We start from the raw sequence: 17,633 nt of genomic DNA on the forward strand, positions 1-17,633 counted from the left end.
GTCGGAACGCCGATCACGCCGGCCGGCGCGGCGTTCAGCGCGACGGGCGCCATGTTCCGCTTGCCGCCGCGTGGAAATGCCCCCGCACGTCACGTCGTGCGCGGCCTCACGCGAATGCGCCCGCCGCGGCGTCGACGTGCTGCGCCCACATGCCGTGCAGTGCGTCCTCGAAGTGGCGCGCGAAGCGGGGCGCGTCGCACAGCGGCGACGCGAGCACCTGCGCGCGCAGCGTCGTGCGCAGCGCCGCCAGCCCGGCGGGCTGGCCGACCTGCACGACGGCCTTCGCGACATACGCGTCGTCGTCGTCCGCGATCCACTCGGGCAGCCGCGCCGAATGCAGCAGGCTCTCGGCGATGTGCGACAGGAAGCGCTCGCCGCGCCGGCAAAGAACGGGCACGCCCATCCACAGCGCTTCGGCGGTCGTCGTGCCGCCCGGATACGGGAACGGGCTCAGCATCAGGTCGACGCGCCGGTAGGCGGCCAGGTATTCGGCGCGCGGCGAGCGGCCTTCGAGGATCAGGCGCCGCGCATCGATGCCGTGCGCCGCGAAACGTGCGGCAAGCGCCTGCTGCTCGCGCGGATCGTCGAGATGCTCCGCCTTCACGAACAGCTTCGCGCCCGCGACCGATTGCAGCACGCGCGACCAGACCGCGACGACGCGAGCGGTGATCTTCGCGAGCTTGCCGAAATAGCCGAAGGTCGGATGGCCGTTCGCGAGCATCGGCAGCGCGCCGACGTCGACAGGCTCGGCCGGCGGCGTGAAGCACAGATAGCTGTCCGGCAGATGCCACGGCCGCTCGGTGAAATGCGCGGCCTCGGCGGGCGGCAGCACGTGACGGTCGCCGATCACGTAGTCGATCGCGCGCACGCCGGTGCTCGCGAAATAACCGGGCCAGCTCGCCTGCAGCGGCGCCGGCTTCCACGCGAACAGCGGCAGGCGGTTGTAGACCGTGTGACCCGCCGCGTCGAGCAGCACGTCGATGCGGTCCGCACGGATGCGCGCGGCCGCCGCTTCGTCGCTCAGGCCGGCAATGCAGGTCCACGTCGCGAAGGCCGGCTTGATGCGGGCGGTCACGTCGTCCTCGACGTCGCGCGTCGGGTACGCATGCATCTCGATCCGGTTCGCGTCGAGATGCTCGAGCATGCTCTCGATGAAATAGCCGACCGGATGCGCCTTCAGGTCGCCCGACACGATGCCGACCTTGAGCGGCCGCCCGGCGCGCGGGGCCAGGTCGACGAGCCAGTCCGTCCACGGCGTCGCGCACCGCGTGACGACTTCGTCGTAGCGCGCGGCCTCGGCGAGATAGGCGTCGTGGTCGAACGCTTCGCTGCAGTGGCTCGCGAACAGCAGGTTGCTGCGCGGCTCCGGCAACTCGGGGCGCAGCGCCACCGCGTGCCGGTAAGCCTCGAGCGCGGCCGGAATCTCGTTCACGTCGAACAGCGCATTCGCAAGATTGTTGTAGGCCTGGCCATTGTCCGGCTTCAGCGAGATCGCGTGGCAGAACGCATCGACGGCCGCGCGGGCGTCGCCGGCGAGCCGCAGCGCGTTGCCGAGGTTGTTGTACGCATCGACGTAGTCGGGCCGCAGCTCGATTGCGAGACGGAAGCACTCCGCGGCGGCGGCGTGACGATTGTCCGCCTGCATGACGTTGCCGAGGTTGTAGTAGTACATCGCGTCCGGCCTGATCTCGATCGCCGCCATGATCAGGTCGGATGCCTCCTGATAGCGCCCGTACCGATGGCCGACCAGGCCGAGCAGGTGAAGCGCGTCCGCGTGCCGGGGATCGGTGTCGAGGATCTGCCGGTACAGCGTCTCGGCCTCTTCCAGCCGATCGGCCTGATGGTGTGCCAGCGCCTGTTCGATCGTGGCGGCGGCGGGGGAGGTGGGCATCATGAGCTATGTCGTCCTGGTAGCCAATACGGATTCGAATCGCGGCCGGCTCCGCTGCGTCGGCGCACGCCTTCGCCCGCGGACGCACGCACCGACGGTCTCCGACGTGTCCGAATTCTCCTCGCGCACGCCGCGTTCCAATCTGGCGAGCAAGTGCTGGAATTGGTCGCTATTCCCGCTACTGCGAGCCGCACCCGCGGGTGCCCCGAATTCGCGCCGGACAGCCGCGAATCCATCGAAATGCGGGGTGAAACCACCCGCTAATCCGACATTCGATCCTGGCGGCGCTCGCTAGACTTGATCGCAGATAGATGTCCGACCTGCGACGCTCGGACGGTTGCGCATTCCGATGCCGCCGCGCCGACGCGCGCTCGTCCGGTCACACCCTTTGTGCCTGGAGCCCTGTGTATGCACGAATCAGCGATCATCACCAACGCAGATGGCGATCAGCTCGCGGCGCGCCGCGAACTGTTCGACCTGATGCAGACCTACCCCGCGACGCGCGAGGAACTGGAACGGTCGCTCGGCCTGTTCGTGCGCGGCTCGCTCCTCGCACGCATTCTCGCGACCTTCGAGATCTATCAAAAAATCGTGCCGCTGCCGGGCGCGATCCTCGATCTCGGCACGTGGCGCGGACAGACCGCCGTGCTGTGCGAGAACTTCCGCGCGATTCTCGAACCGCTGAACTTCCAGCGCCGCATCCACGCCTTCGATACGTTCACGGGCTACACGGGCTTCGCCGAGCACGACACGCGCGACCGCAAGCTGTTCTCCGACGGCACGTACTCGCTGTCCGGCGAGTACGCGGACCTGCTGCGCAAGCTGCTGAACCTGCACGAGCGCAGCAACGCGATGGGGCACGTGCATGACAAGCACCACGTGTGGGAAGGCGATTGCCGCGACACGCTGGCGGCGTTCGACGAAGCGCATCCCGGCGAGATGGTCGCGCTCGCGTGGTTCGACCTGAACGTGATCGAGCCGACCCGGCACGCGTTCGACGCGGTGATGGAGCGGCTGGTGCCCGGCGGCGTCGTCGCGTTCTGGCAGCTCACCCGCGGCGGCCAGCTGCCCGCGGAAGGTATCCATTACCTGCGCGACCTGCTCGGCAACCGTCCGCACCAGATCCACAAGGCGGCGGCCTATCCGTCGCTCTGCTACCTGTCGTTCCCCGAAGGCGGGGGCACACGCAAATGAAGATCGCGATCCTCGGCAACGGCATTCTTGGCCTGATGACGGCCCGCGCATGGCAGCAGGCCGACCCGGGCGTCGAGCTCGTGATCGTCGGCCACGCGCATCGGCCCGGCTCGGCCACGCGCGCCGCGGCGGCGATGCTCAATTCGTTCACCGAACTGGAAGGCGATTCGCTCGGCACGCCGATCGACCGCTTCAAGTTCGAACTGAGTCGCGGTGCGACGGCAGCCTGGCCCGCCGTATTCGCCGAAATCTGCACGCCGGAGCGCGCGATCGCGTACGGCTTCGGCACCTTCGTGCTGAACAACGCGGCGACCGACGCACTCGACGACGAGAACTTCGCGGCCATGCAGCGGTTCTGCCGCGAATTCGAGGAGCCCTGCGAGGCGGTCGATCCGTCAGGCATCCCGAACTATCATCCGGACCCGCGCTATCGCGCGCTGAAGGCGGTCTTCCTGAAGCGCGAAGGCTGGGTCAATCCGAAACAGTTTCTGGACGCGCTGACCGAGTCGGTCGCACGAGCCGGCAACGTGCGCTTCATCGACGCCGAGGTCGAGCGGCTCGAGACCGCGGCCGGACGCGTCACCGGGGCGCGCCTGTCCGATGGCGGCGTGCTCGGCGCGGACCGCTTCATCCTCTGCAACGGCGCCAACGTGACGCGCGTGCTGCAGGCGAGCCTGCCCGAGTTGCCGGTGCAGCGGATGTTCTATGGCATCGGCATGTCGATCGAACTGCAGAGCGCGGAGAACGTGCACACGCACTGCGTGCGCACGACCAACCGCGGCCTCGCGTGCGGCGTGTATTCGGCGCCGTACGGGCCTGACCGGACCCTCGTCGGCGCCAGCAACTACATCAGCCCGGTGCCGCACGAGCACGGCCACGCCGGCAGCGTGTACACGCTGCTCAAGTCCGCGATGGACCAGATCAACACCCGCTTCTCGCGCGCGAACCTGGTCAACGTCAACGTCGGCTGGCGGCCGACGACGTCCGACCTGTATCCGCTGTTCGGCGAAACCAGCGTGCGCGACCTGTGGATTCTCGGCGGCACCAAGCGCGACGGCTTTCACCTGTCGCCGGTGCTGTGCCGCGATCTCGTCGCGGCGATGCGCGGCGAGCCGATCGATCCGCGCTACGCGGAACTGGCGCCCGAACGGCCGCTGATCCGCAACATGACGCGCGAGGCCGCGATCGCGAAGACGGTGCGCCATCAGATCAATGCCGCGTACCAGCACGACTTCGTGCCGGCGCGCAACCGCATGGTCGACCAGCTCCGGAACGCGATGCGCGCGGATCTGGAGGCGCTGCACGACAAGCTGGGCGCAACGGACTGGGGCATTCCGCCCGAGCTCGTCGACATGTACCGGTACGGCCACATTCCGGCATGAGCGGTGCGACCATGAACCGCGACGCGAAGCGGGTGGCGATCGTCCAGTCCAACTACATTCCGTGGAAGGGCTACTTCGACCTGATCGCCGCCAGCGACGAGTTCATCCTCTACGACGACGCGCAGTACACGCGCCGCGACTGGCGCAACCGCAACCAGATCAAGACGCCGCAGGGCGTGCAATGGCTGAGCGTGCCGGTGAAGGTGAAGGGCAAGTATCACCAGTCGATCCGCGAAACCGAGATCGACGGCGCCGACTGGGCGCCGCTGCACTGGAAGGCCCTGCAGCAGAACTACGCGCGTGCGCCGCACTTCGCGCGCTATGCGGACGAGCTCGAGGCGCTCTACACCGGCCGCACCTACGGGATGCTGAGCGAGCTGAATGTCGCGATGCTGACGTGGATCCTCCGGCAACTGGAGATCGGCACGCGCGTGTCGTCGACGTCGGACTATGCGCTGCACGGCGACCGCACCGAGAAGCTGCTGAACCTGTGCGTGCAGGCGGGCGCGACCGAGTACCTGTCCGGCCCGGCCGCGCGCAGCTACCTCGACGAGAACCTGTTCGCCGATGCCGGCATCGCGGTGCGCTGGTTCGACTATCCGGCCTATCCCGAGTATCCGCAGCAGTGGGGCGATTTCGTCCACGGCGTGACGGTGCTCGACGTGCTGTTCAACTGCGGTCCCGAAGCGCGCCGGTACGCGCTGACCTCGAAAGATTGAGGTGATGTCCATGAGCGAATCCCGGCATGCGAGCCTGCTGGAAGAAGTGGCCGCGTACTACAGCGCGCGGCTGGCGGAGCACGGCGCGACCGCGCGCGGCGTCGACTGGAACGGCGAATCCGGCCAGTTCCTGCGCTTCGAACAACTGACCAGAATCCTGCCCGCGTCCGGCGGACACTCGGTGAACGATATCGGCTGCGGCTACGGCGCGCTGGTCGATTTCCTGAAGGCGCGCGCGCTGCCGGACGGCTTCGCGTATGCGGGCTACGACATCTCGTCCGACATGGTCGACGCCGCGCGGCAGCGCTACCGCGACGACGCGAACGTCGCGTTTCATGTCGGCGCGGTGCCGCAGGCCGCGTCGGACTACGGGATCGCATCCGGCATCTTCAACGTCAGGCGCGGTCACGACGACGACGCGTGGCTCGACTACATCCACGCGACGCTCGACACGCTGCACGCGACGAGCCGGCTGGGCTTCGCGTTCAACTGCCTGACGTCGTATTCCGATCCGCCGTTCATGCGCCCGGACCTCCTGTACTACGCGGACCCGTGCGCGCTGTTCGATCGCTGCAAGCGCCGCTTTTCGCGCCACGTCGCGCTGCTGCACGACTACGGCCTGTACGAATTCACGATTCTCGTCCGCAAGGACATCTGAGCGGCGCCGCGCGCGAGCGCGCGGCCGAACGTCCCACCCTTACCGCGGAGCCTGACCATGTTCGGCCCACCCAATCTCGACAGCATTCCGTTCGGCCGCCCGTTCGTGGTCGGCAAGGAGCTCTACTACATCGCGAAAGCGGTCGAGCAGGGCGGCCTCGCCGGCGACCAGGCGTTCACGAAGCTCTGCCACCGCTGGCTGGAAGCGCGCATCGGCTGCCGGCGCGCGCTGCTCACGCACTCGTGCACGGCCGCGCTCGAGATGGCCGCGATCCTCGCCGACGTGCAGCCCGGCGACGAAGTGATCATGCCGTCCTACACGTTCGTGTCGACCGCCAACGCGTTCGTGCTGCGCGGCGCGACGCCGGTGTTCGTCGACATCCGCCGCGACACGCTGAACCTTGACGAGACGCAGATCGCCGCCGCGATCACCGAGCGCACGCGCGCGATCGTGCCGGTGCACTACGCGGGCGTCGCATGCGACATGGACGTGATCGGCCAGCTCGCGGCGGACCATGACCTGTGGGTGATCGAGGACGCCGCCCAGGCGCTGCAGTCGACGTGGAACGGCAAGCCGCTCGGCGGCCTCGGCCACCTCGCGTGCCTCAGCTTCCACGAGACCAAGAACGTGATGTCCGGCGAAGGCGGCGCGCTGCTGGTCAACGACCCGCGCCTCGTCGAGCGCGCGGAGATCATCCGCGAGAAGGGCACCAACCGCAGTCAGTTCTTCCGCGGGCAGGTGGACAAGTACACCTGGGTCGACGTCGGCTCGTCGTTCCTGCCGGGCGAGCTGATCGCGGCGTTCCTGTACGCGCAGTTCGAGCACGCGGACGTGATCACCGCGCAGCGGCGCGCGACCGTGCAGCGCTACCAGGACGCGCTGCAGCCGCTGCACGCGGACGGGCTGATCGAGCTGCCCGCGATTTCGCTCGCCGAGCGCGGCAACGGCCACATGTTCTATTTCCTCGCACGCGACCTCGCCGAACGCACCGCGCTGCTGCAGCAGATCCGCGCGGTGGGCGTGAACGCCGTGTTCCACTACGTGCCGCTGCACAGTTCGCCGGCCGGCCAGCGCTACGGGCGCTGCGGGTCCGGCATGGCGGTGACGGACCTCGTCGCCGACCGGCTCGTCCGGCTGCCGCTGTACCACGACATGACCGAAGCCGAACAGGATCGCATCCTCGACGTGGTCTTCGATTTCTACCGCACCCGATAACGATGACGATTCCCCAATCTGGCCTGGCGCACGGCGGTTCGCGCATCTTTACGCGACTCGACCACCCGTACTACATACTCGCGCCGAATTTCCGGCAAACCTCCGGCGGGATACGCGCGATGCACTACCTGTGCCACGTGCTGAACCTGCTCGGCCACGAAGCGTACGTCTGCACGCCGGTCGTGCATCCCGACCTGCGCACGCCGCCGCTGACCAACGACATCGTGCAGGCGCACGCTCGCGCGAATCGCAGCCCGATCGTCGTCTACCCGGACGTCGTCACCGGCAATCCGTTCAACGCGCGCTGCGTCGTGCGCTACCTGCTGGCCGAGCCCGGCCGCATCAACGGCGAACCGATCGCCCTGCAGCCGGACGACCTCATCTTCACGTTCGGGCCGTCGCTGGTGCCCGAAGAATGGAACGCGGACCTGCTGCGCATGCCGCTGGTCGACACGCGCATCTTCAACAGCGACGGTGTCGACGACGCCCGCCGCAACGGCACGGCCGTCTTCATCAATCGCCACCTGCGGCGCGGCGGCACGCTGCATCCGGTCACCGCCGAGTCGATCGAAATCTCGACCCGCGTGCCGGAACGTTCGGCGCACGAACTCGCGGCGCTGTTCCGACAGGTCGAGTGCCTGTACACGTATGAATGGTCCACCGCCGTGTTCGAAGCGCTGCTGTGCGGCTGCCCGGTCGTGTGCATCATGAATGACGCGTCGCTGTCGGAGCCGACCCGGTGGGTGATGGACGGCAAGGGCATCGCGTGGGGGCTCGACGAACACGAGATCGCCCACGCGAAGGCCACCGTTCACGAAGCGCGCAGCGTCTACCTGAAGGAAGAGGAGACGTTCTGGCAGCAGTTGCAGAACTTCGTCGAGCGGACCCAGGCCCACGCGGACAAGCTCGATGCGCAGGCCGTCGGGCCGGGCGCCGCCTCCCGGGAACAGGCCGCGTCCGCGCCGCGCTCGTGCATCGCGGTCGTCACCGCCGAACCGGCCGACCACGCGCGCGCCAGCCTGCGTTTCGCGCAGCCGTTCGCGCGGCTGGACCGCGAATGGGCACTGACGTTCCCTGTCACGCCAGCCGGCATCGATCCCGACGCGCTGCAGCGCGCGGACCTGATCGTGCTGCAGGGCGACACGCCGGGCCTGCTGTCCGCCGCCACGCTGGAACACCTGTTCTCGCTTGGCAAGCCGGTCGTCCTCGAGATCGACGCGCCGCTCGACACGCTGCTCGCCGACATCCCCGGCGCGGCCGACAACGCGCGCCGCAAGGCGGGCATCCGCAGCGCCGTGCAGCGCGCGCATGCGCTCGTCGTGCCGTCGGAAACGCTGGTGCGGGAATACCGTCACGTCAACGCATCGGTCCACGTGCTGCCGACCGGCGTCGATCTCGAGCGTCTGCACCGCGCGGCGCCCGGCGTGCGCGACCACGTGAACCTCGCGGTTTCCGGCACCGGTCTCGACGGCGTGCGTCTCGAGCAGGTCCGCCTGGCGCTGGCCGAGCTGCGCCGCCGATTTCCGGGGAAGCTCCGGGTGTCGTTCGTCGGCGCGGCGCTGCCGGCCGGCTGGGACGGTGAACCGGACGTCACGCTGATCGCGGAGCCTGCCCCTTACGACAGCTACGCCGACGCGCTGAAGCGCGCGGACCTCGACATCGCGCTGGTCGCGACGCCGGTCACGTTGCGCGACGATGCGCCGCCGCGCGCATGGCTCGAATGTTCGGCGGCCGGCGCGGCCACGGTGCTCGTCGCCACGCCGGCCGAAGGCTGCCCGGTTGTCCACGGCCGCACGGGCTGGCTCGTCGCCGACACCGCCGACGCGTGGGTCGACGCGATCGCGCACCTGATCGAGCATCCGCACACCCGCTCGCAACTCGCCGCGGCCGCGCAGGATGCAATCCGCGCGCAGCACGACATCGGCCGCAACGCCGCGCGCCACGGTGCGCTGTACGCGCGGCTGCTGGCGGAGAACCGCACGCTGGCGCCCGTCGCCGCGACCGCGGACGCCGCACCGCGCCGCAAGCGCCTGATCGTGTATTCGATCGATCCGGACGCATGCGCGTCGTCGCGAATTCGCCTCACGCTGCCGTTCGGTCTGCTGAGCGACGAATGGGAACTCGTCCCGGGCATCCGGGACGGCCAGATCGACAGCAGCGTGCTGGCCACGGCCGACGCCGTCCTGCTGCATCGGCTGACGCCCGGCCTGCTGACGGGCAACGACCTGTACACGATCTTCAAGCATGAAAAGCCGGTGATCTACGAGACCGACGACCTGCTGACCGACCTGCCGCCCGCGCATCCGCTCGCCGCGCAAGGCGGGATGGCCCGCGCGGGGATCGAGCTCATGCTGCGCAACGCAGACGCCGTGATCGTATCCACGCCGTTCATCGCCAGCCGCTACCGGCTGTCGCACCCGCGCGTTCACGTGCTGCCCGACAGCGTGGACTTCGACCGGTTCTACCGCCCCGTGACGGCGCGCGACGACGACTGCGTGACGATCGGCGTCGCCGGTGCGTCGCTGCGCGCCGACAACTTCGCACTCGTCGACGCGGCGCTGCACGCGATCTGCGCACGCCATCCCGGCAAGGTCAGGGTGAGTTTCGTCGGCGCGGACGTCCCGCCGGGCTGGGCTGGCCACCCGACCGCCGGGTGCGAGCCCGAGCTTCACGACTACGACGCGCACGCACGACGCCTGCCGGAGCGGCGCTGGGACATCGCGCTGCTGCCGCTCGCCGACCATGACTACAACGCCTGCACGAGCACGATCCAGTGGCAGGAATACGCGGCGGCCGGCATCGCGTCGATCGTCAGCGACCGGCCAGCCTATCGCTTCGCGCTGCACGACGGCTGCGACGGCTTGCTGGTCCCGGATGCGCCGCAGGCCTGGGTCGACGCGCTCGACCGGCTGATCGCGAACCCGGCGCTGCGCCGCGGGCTCGCGCGCACGGCACAGGCGAAGGTCCGCAAGCATCACGCGCTGCAGCAGGCGCTGCCGCGCTATCGTCATGTGTATCAGCAGTGCATCGACAAAGGCGCGGTCGGCCACCCGCCCGGCCGGCCGGATGCGCCGATCGCCGGCGCGCTGATCCTGGACGCCGAAGGCGACCTCGACAAGGTCCGGCTGAGCCTGCAGGAAATCGCGAGGCGGCCGGAACAGGATCTGCTGGCGGTCGTGCTGACGACGTCGCAGGCGCCGCTTCCCGAATGGACCGACAAGGTGCGCTATCTGCACGCGCCCGCGCACGAGTACACGGCCACCGTCGAGCACCTCTGCGCACTGCCGGCGTTCGACTGGACGCTGATCGTCGAGGCGGGGGACGGGCGCGCCGCGCAGGCACGAACGCCTGCGGATGCCGCGATCGCGTAGTTCGGCGCGCGCCGTGCCGCTTGCCTGACGCTGGCGGCACGGCGCGCTATCCCGGCGGCGCGCCCGGTGCTCAGTTAAACCCAGGCTAAGGTCAAGGCCATCCGAAGCGTCAGATGACGGAGAAGCCCGCGCAGCTCGCGCCTGACCGAGTTCGACGCACCACTCCTTGCAACGTGTCGATGAAAGCGCAAAGCCTCGCCCAAATGGAGGCACGCCGATTAATTCACTCGCATCGAAGGGGCCCAAGAGCCCCTTCGATGTGATGCGATAGCCATTTCGGCCGGAACGGCGACGACCGTGGCCCGAAAAATCAATTACGCGTATTGGGGCGCTTTGGCGGCTAACGCATCCAGCACCTTGGTGACTCTCCAGTGCTGCGCCTGAGTCCCGTTATAGGCAAACGCCCAAATGACGTTGTTGCCTTGCAAACTGTCGAAGTGGTCGTCGATCACGAGATTCGGATTTGCCACCGACGTGATATATCCCGGGCGCATAGTCAGGCTCCACCGCTGAGATACCGCACCGGTAAATTTGCGCACGACGAGCGGTGTCTCGGCAGCAACCTTTCCGTCCTTAAAATCGATCGCCAACTGGTCCGCTGGAGAGTCAGGACTGGTGAAATCGAGAATGAAGAACCCTGGGCTGGCACGAAAATGCCACACGTTTAGTACATCCTGTTCGGTCAGATAGCGTAGTGCCAACGGCGAGTTGGGACCTACAAAGCCGCTCTGGCCAGAATCGGGCACAACGCCGATGCAGCGGCTCCGATCCGCGGCGAATTCAATGATCACGTCACTCATGATATTTTCCTTAAGATAATTGAGAAAATAATCGGCCTCGCCCTTCTTAAAACCCCCTTGAATTGCAAGGCCAGAGCGCCCCGCAATCCAAAGGTATCGGCAAGCCACCCTTATCGGTTCTCACCTGGATATAAAATAGACAAATGGCCTCTCGAGCTCAATTACACTCGATTACACATGGACGAAAATCGAGATCGATTGAATATTCGATGCCGACCACGTGCGACGCGACACGCCGCTGCGAGTGCTGAAGGGACCGTGCGAATGGGAGACGATGGAAATGGTACAGCGGTACGCCCACCTATCAGTCGATCATCTGGCGCACAGCGTCGCGCCGCCGACGGCCGAGCCCGCGCCGATTCCGGCTGCAATCTAGCTGCAACGGTAATGCACGACGAAGGAAGGAAACCGCTGAGAGCCTGACTAGGCTTGGCGCGCCCGGCTGGGATCGAACCAGCAACCCCTGCCTTCGGAGGGCAGTACTCTATCCATTGAGCTACGGGCGCGTGAGACAGTGAAACGACCCCATATACAGGCCGTCCACGATTGGCAAGACGGCAAGGATACCCGGTTTCCCATGACGCGTCCACCTTGCCCGACGAATCGGCGTCAGAGCGCGATCCGTGCGGGTAAACACGCGCCATCGCGCCGCTCGCCGTGATGTAAACGTTCCGTCTATAATCGTCCGTGCTTCATTGGACTGCCATTTTGCCGTTGCACCGCGCTCACAATTCCTATTCACGGAGACGAGGCAAGCATGAGCGAAGCACCCCACGAATCTCCCGTCAAAACCCCCGGGCAGTTGATTGCCGTCATCATCGCGTCGTTCGCGATTCCGATCGTCCTGATCGTCCTGTTCGCCAATTACGCGAACCATGCATTCCGTTCAGGCGCCGGCACGGACGCGCTGTCCGACGAGCAGGTCGCCGCCCGTATCGCGCCGATCGCGAAGGTCGACGTGAAGGATGCCAACGCACCCCGCACGTACAAGACCGGCGAGGAAGTCTACAAGGCCGTCTGCGTGACCTGTCACGGCACCGGCGCCGCCGGCGCGCCGAAATTCGGCAACAAGGACGACTGGGCGCCGCGCATCTCGCAAGGCTTCGACACGCTGCTGAAGACGGCCCTCGCGGGCAAGGGCGCGATGCCGCCGCGCGGCGGCACGAGCCCCGACGACGTCAGCGACTATGAAATCGCCCGCGCGATCGTCTACATGGCGAACAACGACGGCGCGAACTTCCCCGAACCGGCCGCGCCGGCCGCCAACGCGGCGCAACCCGCCAGCGGCGCACCCGCGTCGGGCGCCGACGCATCGAACGCGCAGGCCGCCGCGGCCATGGCCGCGATCGCCGCGATCCCGAAGGCCGGCGAAAAGCCCGCGGCCGCGCCGACCAGCGCCGACGCCGCATCGGCCGGCAAGGCGCTGTATACGCAGGTGTGCCAGGCTTGCCACGCGGCCGGCGTGCTCGGCGCGCCGAAGTTCGGCAGCAAGGAAGACTGGGCGCCGCGCCTGAAGGAATCGATGGATACGGTCTACAACTACGCGCTGCACGGCAAGGGCGCGATGCCGCCGAAGGGCGGGTCGAACGCGTCGGATGCCGACGTGAAGGCGGCCGTCGACTACATGGTCAACGCGTCGAAGTAACGCCTCACCCGGCCATCCGTAAAAAACCCCCGCGGCGCCTGCGCGTCGCGGGGGTTTCGTTTTCGGGTTGCCGGTTCGCCGCGCCCTCGTGCGCGCGGCAGCGCCGCCGTGTCACTTCTGCAGCAACGCCTTCAGGCTGGCGAGCCGATCCTTCGGCGACATCGGCGCCTCTTCCGGCGTCGGCGGCGGCGCCTCGTCGAGCCCCATCTCGGGAATGAAGCGCGACGGTTCGCACACGACCGTCTCGCGCGCCCGCTTGCGCTTCTTGCACCAGTTCAGGTGCAGGCTGCGCTGCGCGCGCGTGATCGCGACGTACATCAGCCGGCGCTCCTCCTCGATCCGCTCGTTGTCGATCGGGCCGTCGTCCTCGCTGCCGCCGCGGTGCGGCATGATGCCTTCCTCGACGCCGACCAGGAACACGTGCGGATACTCGAGGCCCTTCGACGCATGGACGGTCGACAGCCGCACGGCGTCCGGGTCCTCGTCCTTGCCCTCGAGCATCGACATCAGCGCGACAGTCTGGATCAGGCCGAGCAGGTTCTTGCCCGTATCGGCGAGCCCGTCCGCGTTGTGGAAACCTTCGGCCTCGCCGTCGACGGCCTCCGTCTCCGGCTTGGTGCCCTTGCGCTTCAGCCATTCGAGGAACTCGAGCACGTTCTGCCACTTCGATTGCGCCTGCCGCTCGTCGAACGCGTCGTACAGGTACGCCTCGTAGTGGATCGCCTCCATCATGTCGTCGAGCACGACGGTCGCGGGCTCCTTGTCCGCGCGTTCGGTCAGGCGCTGGATGAAGTCGCAGAACATCCGCAGCGGCTCCACCTGGCGCGCCGACAGCCGCGCCTCGATCCCGCCCATGTACACGGCCTCGAACAGCGACACCTTCGCCTGCCCCGCGAACGAGCCGAGCGCCTCTAGCGTGGTGTTGCCGATGCCGCGGCGCGGCGTCGTGACGGCACGGATGAACGCGGGATCGTCGTCGGCGTTCGCGATCAGGCGCAGGTACGCGCACAGATCCTTGATCTCGGCCTTGTCGAAGAACGACTGCCCGCCCGACAGCACGTACGGGATGCGCTCGCGCCGCAGCACCTGTTCGAAGATGCGCGCCTGGAAGTTGCCGCGGTACAGGATCGCGTAGTCGCGGAACTGCGCGCGCCGCTCGAACTTGTGCGCGGACAGCCGGAACACGACCGATTCGGCCTCGTGTTCCTCGTCGTTGCACGCCGTGACGGTGATCGAATCGCCCATTCCGTGCTCGGACCACAGCTTCTTCTCGAACAGCTTCGGGTTGTTCGCGATCACGTTGTTCGCGGCGGTCAGGATCCGCACCGTCGACCGGTAGTTCTGCTCGAGCTTGATCACGTGCAGCTTCGGGAAATCCTTGCCGAGCTGTGCGAGGTTCTCCAGCGTCGCGCCGCGCCAGCCGTAGATCGCCTGATCGTCGTCGCCGACCGCCGTGAACGCGGCGCGCGGGCCCGCGAGCAGCTTCAGCAGCTCGTACTGGCACGCGTTGGTGTCCTGGTATTCGTCGATCAGCAGGTAGCGCAGCTTGTTCTGCCAGCGGTCGCGCACCTGCTCGTTCTTCGCGAACAATTCGGCCGGCAGGCGGATCAGGTCGTCGAAGTCGACCGCCTGGTACGCGTGCAGCGTCGCCACGTAGTTGCGGTAGACCAGCGCGGCCTGATGCTCGTCCTCGTTGGCCGCGATCGCCATCGCCTCGTCGGGCATGATCAGGCCGTTCTTCCACAGCGAGATGATGCTCTGGATCTTGCGGATCAGCCCCTTGTCGGTCGTGCCCAGTTGCTCCTGGATCATCCCGAAGCAGTCGTCCGAATCCATGATCGAGAACTGCGGCTTCAGGCCGACGTGCTCGGCCTCCTGGCGCAGGATCTGCACGCCGAGCGAGTGGAACGTGCAGACGGTGAGCTGGTTGACGGGCACCTTGCGGCCTTCCTTGCCCGGCGTGGTGAGCGTCTTGCCTTCCAGCAGCTTCGACACGCGCTCGCGCATTTCGGCGGCCGCCTTGTTCGTGAACGTGACGGCGGCGATGTGGCGCGGCTCGAAGCCTTTCGCCTCGATCAGGTGCGCGATCTTCTGCGTGATCACGCGGGTCTTGCCGCTGCCCGCGCCGGCGAGCACGAGACAGGGACCGTCGAGATAGCGCACCGCTTCGTTCTGAGCGGGATTGAGGCCTGCTGACATGATGGCGGATGGTGTTGCTGGTTGACGGCGGAACGCCGGGAGGATGCCGTGCGCGGCAGGCTGGCGAAGCAGGCGGACACGCAGGCAGGACGCGCATGTTAACACGTCGGCGGCGTGTATTTCGGGCGCGCCGCCGGACGGGGGCGCGGGGGCTTGCCGGGCGGGCGCCCCCTGTCCGTTCGGCGTGGTCGTGGCTGGCCGCTCGGCCAATCGGGCCCTGTCGGCGCCGTGATCGGACACAATAGGCCCTTCTCCGGCGCCACCTCGCGTCGCGCCGCTTCGACTCACTTGAGCCCTCACCGGATCGACTTCATGGGATACCCGTTCGCCACCGCCGCCCTCGGCCCGCTGCTGTTCGCACAGGGGCGCTACGTGCGCCGCGTCACGCCGCGGCTGCCCGAGGCGGCCGGCCCGCGCAGCGGCGTGGCGGGCGACGGCCCGCCGCTGCGCGTGCTGGTGGTCGGCGATTCGGCCGCCGCGGGCGTCGGCGTCGCGACGCAGCACGATGCGCTCGCCGGGCAACTGGCGAACGCGCTGGCGGCCACGCACCGCGTGAGCTGGAAACTGCTCGCGCGCACCGGCCTGACCACGCGGGAGCTGGTCGACTGGCTCGCCACCGAACCGGCCGAGCCGTTCCACGTGGCGGTCACGTCGCTCGGCGTCAACGACGTGACGGGCGGCGTGCCGCCCGCACGCTGGGTCGCGCAGCAGGCCGAGCTGGTCCGGCTGCTCGGCACGCGCTTCCAGGTCGGGCACGCGATCTTGTCGGCGGTGCCGCCGATGGAGCGCTTCCCGGCGCTGCCGCAGCCGCTCGCGTGGTATCTCGGGCGGCGCGCGCGGCGGCTCAACGCGGCGCTCGCGGCTTGGGCCGGCGCGCAGCCGCAGTGCACGTTCCTGCGGGTCGACCTGCCGCTCGAACGCCATCTGATGGCCGCCGACGGCTTCCATCCCGGCGCATCCGCGTGCGCGGTGTGGGCCGCGCAGGTCGCGGCCGCCATGCGCCAACGGGTGGGCGGATGATGTGGCACGCGATGAGGCCGCTGGCGGCTCGGAGCGCCGAGCAGCGCCGCGCCGCGCCGGGCCGCGCCGGGCCGAGCCCGAGCCCGAGCCCGAGCCCGAGCCCGAGCCCGAGCCCGAGTCCGAGCCGAGCCCGGAGTCCGGAGTCCGGAGTCCGGAGTCCGGAGTCCGGAGTCCGGAGTCCGGAGCCCGGAGCTGGGAGCTGGGAGCTGGGAGCTGGGAGCTGGAGGCGGGCAGTCGAGAGCCACGACCCGGTCAACCGTACCGCACTGCGCCCCGTCCCGCGCAAAATGCCGGCATTCCTTGCGCAAGCGCCGCTCCGCCTCGCGCGTTTCGCCCGACACGTCTGTGCAAGCGGCGCCGCCATGCCAAAATAGCCGGTCGTCTTCGCGCCGCTCCGGCGCGCCATCCTTTAGTTTCCTTCGCAGCCAGGAATTGCCATGTCGTCATTGCTCAGGATTGGTTTGATGGGTTTCGGTTTCGCCGGCGCGACGTTCCACGCGCCCGTGATCGCCACGAGCGGCCGCACTGAAGTCGCGGCGATCGCGACGGGTCAGCCCGATCGCGCGCACGCCGCGTATCCGGGCGCGCGCATCGTCCCCGACCTCGACGCGCTGCTCGGCCTCGACGACATCGAATGCGTGGTGATCGCCACGCCGAACGACACCCACTTCACGCTCGCGCGCCAGGTGCTCGAAGCCGGCCGCCACGTGGTCGTCGACAAGCCCGTGACGCTCACCGCCGACGAGGCGCTCGCGCTCGCGCGGCTCGCGAACGCGCGCAGCCGGCTGTTCGCGCCGTTCCACAATCGCCGCTGGGACGGCGATTTCCTCACCGTGCGCCGCATCGTCGAATCGGGCGAACTCGGCCGCCTCACCTACTTTGCATCGCACTTCGACCGCTTCCGGCCGACGCCGCGCACGCGCTGGCGCGAGGAACCGGCCCGCGGCGGCGGCCTGCTGCTCGACCTCGGCCCGCACCTGATCGATCAGGCGCTCGCGCTGTTCGGCACACCGGAAACGGTGAGCGCCACCGTCAAGACGCGCCGCGACAACGGCACGGCGCCCGATTTCGTGCACCTGCTGCTCGGCTATCCGGACAAGGACGTCGCGCTGCATGCGAGCGCGCTGTCGGCGATCGAGCCCGCGCGCTTCACGCTGCACGGCACGCGCGGCAGCTATCAGAAATTCGGGCTCGACACGCAGGAAGACCAGCTCAAGGCCGGCCTCACCGCGGACGACGTCGAATTCGGCGGCGGCAATCCGCCCGGCCTGCTGCGCGTGCTCGACGGCGAGGTCGAGGTCGAGCGGCCGGTGCCGACGCTCGACGGCCAGTACGCGGAGTTCTACCGCGCGCTCGCCGCGTCGATCCGCGACGGCGCACCCTTCCCCGTCACCGCGCAGGACGCGGTCGACGTGATGACGATCATCGAGCTCGCCGCGCAGAGCGAACACGACGGCCGCCGCCTGCCGTTCGTGCGCCGCATCGTCTGACGGGCGCCGGCCGGGGCGGCACCTGCCCGGCCGCCCATCGCGCCACGCC

Annotated in this window: 12 protein-coding genes, 1 tRNA gene and 1 pseudogene; 10 read left to right on the top strand and 4 right to left on the bottom strand. The window is 68.3% G+C overall.

Translation table 11 applies throughout. The annotated features are described in order from the left end of the window. Window positions 1-106: 106 nt before the first annotated feature. Window positions 107-1,894 carry an O-linked N-acetylglucosamine transferase, SPINDLY family protein gene (locus tag WS64_RS10555; RefSeq protein ID WP_060966413.1) on the bottom strand — a complete coding sequence of 596 codons (1,788 nt, stop codon included), beginning with the start codon at window positions 1,892-1,894 and terminating at the stop codon, window positions 107-109. 405 nt (window positions 1,895-2,299) lie between these two features. Here WS64_RS10555 and WS64_RS10560 point away from each other — a divergent pair, with 405 nt between their 5' ends. The 6 genes from WS64_RS10560 to WS64_RS10585 are packed head-to-tail and all read left to right on the top strand — an operon-like array spanning window position 2,300 to window position 10,430. After that, window positions 2,300-3,085 carry a class I SAM-dependent methyltransferase gene (locus tag WS64_RS10560; RefSeq protein WP_060966414.1) on the top strand — a complete coding sequence of 262 codons (786 nt, stop codon included), beginning with the start codon at window positions 2,300-2,302 and terminating at the stop codon, window positions 3,083-3,085. Next, window positions 3,082-4,467 (top strand): NAD(P)/FAD-dependent oxidoreductase, encoded by a 1,386-nt coding sequence (locus WS64_RS10565; RefSeq protein ID WP_060966415.1) that lies wholly within the window; start codon window positions 3,082-3,084, stop codon window positions 4,465-4,467. The genes WS64_RS10560 and WS64_RS10565 overlap by 4 nt, the downstream gene beginning before the upstream one ends. Continuing rightward, the gene (locus WS64_RS10570) at window positions 4,464-5,186 is read left to right on the top strand and encodes a WbqC family protein (protein WP_155720410.1); all 723 of its coding nucleotides are present in this window, start codon (window positions 4,464-4,466) and stop codon (window positions 5,184-5,186) included. Before WS64_RS10565 ends, WS64_RS10570 begins: the two co-directional genes overlap by 4 nt. 10 nt (window positions 5,187-5,196) lie before the next feature. Next, entirely contained in the window at window positions 5,197-5,844 is a 648-nt protein-coding gene (locus WS64_RS10575; RefSeq protein ID WP_060966416.1) for a class I SAM-dependent methyltransferase, read from the top strand. 57 nt (window positions 5,845-5,901) lie between these two features. Then, window positions 5,902-7,059: a dTDP-4-amino-4,6-dideoxygalactose transaminase gene (rffA, locus tag WS64_RS10580; RefSeq protein ID WP_060966417.1), complete on the top strand. Its 1,158-nt coding sequence runs from the start codon at window positions 5,902-5,904 to the stop codon at window positions 7,057-7,059. 2 nt (window positions 7,060-7,061) lie between these two features. Further along, the gene (locus WS64_RS10585) at window positions 7,062-10,430 is read left to right on the top strand and encodes a glycosyltransferase (protein WP_060966418.1); all 3,369 of its coding nucleotides are present in this window, start codon (window positions 7,062-7,064) and stop codon (window positions 10,428-10,430) included. A 314-nt stretch (window positions 10,431-10,744) separates the two neighbouring features. On the opposite strand, the gene WS64_RS10590 is transcribed toward WS64_RS10585, so the two are convergent. Next, the gene (locus tag WS64_RS10590) at window positions 10,745-11,230 is read right to left on the bottom strand and encodes a hypothetical protein (protein ID WP_059638428.1); all 486 of its coding nucleotides are present in this window, start codon (window positions 11,228-11,230) and stop codon (window positions 10,745-10,747) included. Between the two features lie 217 nt (window positions 11,231-11,447). Between WS64_RS10590 and WS64_RS35210 the strand changes: the two are divergent. Then, window positions 11,448-11,606 (top strand): annotated as a pseudogene (locus WS64_RS35210) (tyrosine-type recombinase/integrase); the annotation flags it as partial. Window positions 11,607-11,660: 54 nt separating this feature from the next. Here the strand turns inward: WS64_RS35210 and WS64_RS10595 are convergent. Beyond that, window positions 11,661-11,736, bottom strand: a tRNA-Arg gene (locus WS64_RS10595). A 251-nt stretch (window positions 11,737-11,987) separates the two neighbouring features. On the opposite strand from WS64_RS10595, the gene WS64_RS10600 reads away from it, so the two are divergent. Then, window positions 11,988-12,875 carry a c-type cytochrome gene (locus WS64_RS10600; protein ID WP_059580617.1) on the top strand — a complete coding sequence of 296 codons (888 nt, stop codon included), beginning with the start codon at window positions 11,988-11,990 and terminating at the stop codon, window positions 12,873-12,875. Between the two features lie 111 nt (window positions 12,876-12,986). Here WS64_RS10600 and WS64_RS10605 read toward each other — a convergent pair whose 3' ends face one another. Beyond that, window positions 12,987-15,074 carry a UvrD-helicase domain-containing protein gene (locus WS64_RS10605; RefSeq protein WP_060966419.1) on the bottom strand — a complete coding sequence of 696 codons (2,088 nt, stop codon included), beginning with the start codon at window positions 15,072-15,074 and terminating at the stop codon, window positions 12,987-12,989. Window positions 15,075-15,386: 312 nt separating this feature from the next. Here WS64_RS10605 and WS64_RS10610 point away from each other — a divergent pair, with 312 nt between their 5' ends. Both WS64_RS10610 and WS64_RS10615 read left to right on the top strand, forming a co-directional pair. Next, complete coding sequence (locus WS64_RS10610; RefSeq protein ID WP_060966420.1) at window positions 15,387-16,094, top strand: SGNH/GDSL hydrolase family protein; 708 nt, start codon at window positions 15,387-15,389, stop codon at window positions 16,092-16,094. A gap of 437 nt (window positions 16,095-16,531) precedes the next feature. Continuing rightward, on the top strand, window positions 16,532-17,584 hold the full coding sequence (locus WS64_RS10615) for an oxidoreductase (protein ID WP_059580610.1): 1,053 nt from the start codon (window positions 16,532-16,534) through the stop codon (window positions 17,582-17,584). Window positions 17,585-17,633: the final 49 nt, after the last annotated feature.

The sequence above is a fragment of the Burkholderia anthina genome, from assembly GCF_001547525.1.
GTDB lineage: Bacteria > Pseudomonadota > Gammaproteobacteria > Burkholderiales > Burkholderiaceae > Burkholderia > Burkholderia semiarida.

Bases quoted from the DNA above. Each gene is read 5' to 3' on its own strand.
- WS64_RS10560 (WP_060966414.1), top strand. From the start codon at position 2,300: ATGCACGAATCAGCGATCATCACCAACGCAGATGGCGATCAGCTCGCG.
- WS64_RS10600 (WP_059580617.1), top strand. From the start codon at position 11,988: ATGAGCGAAGCACCCCACGAATCTCCCGTCAAAACCCCCGGGCAGTTG.
- WS64_RS10575 (WP_060966416.1), top strand. From the start codon at position 5,197: ATGAGCGAATCCCGGCATGCGAGCCTGCTGGAAGAAGTGGCCGCGTAC.
- WS64_RS10605 (WP_060966419.1), bottom strand. From the start codon at position 15,074: ATGTCAGCAGGCCTCAATCCCGCTCAGAACGAAGCGGTGCGCTATCTC.
- WS64_RS10590 (WP_059638428.1), bottom strand. From the start codon at position 11,230: ATGAGTGACGTGATCATTGAATTCGCCGCGGATCGGAGCCGCTGCATC.
- WS64_RS10570 (WP_155720410.1), top strand. From the start codon at position 4,464: ATGAGCGGTGCGACCATGAACCGCGACGCGAAGCGGGTGGCGATCGTC.
- WS64_RS10565 (WP_060966415.1), top strand. From the start codon at position 3,082: ATGAAGATCGCGATCCTCGGCAACGGCATTCTTGGCCTGATGACGGCC.
- WS64_RS10615 (WP_059580610.1), top strand. From the start codon at position 16,532: ATGTCGTCATTGCTCAGGATTGGTTTGATGGGTTTCGGTTTCGCCGGC.
- rffA (WP_060966417.1), top strand. From the start codon at position 5,902: ATGTTCGGCCCACCCAATCTCGACAGCATTCCGTTCGGCCGCCCGTTC.
- WS64_RS10610 (WP_060966420.1), top strand. From the start codon at position 15,387: ATGGGATACCCGTTCGCCACCGCCGCCCTCGGCCCGCTGCTGTTCGCA.
- WS64_RS10585 (WP_060966418.1), top strand. From the start codon at position 7,062: ATGACGATTCCCCAATCTGGCCTGGCGCACGGCGGTTCGCGCATCTTT.
- WS64_RS10555 (WP_060966413.1), bottom strand. From the start codon at position 1,894: ATGATGCCCACCTCCCCCGCCGCCGCCACGATCGAACAGGCGCTGGCA.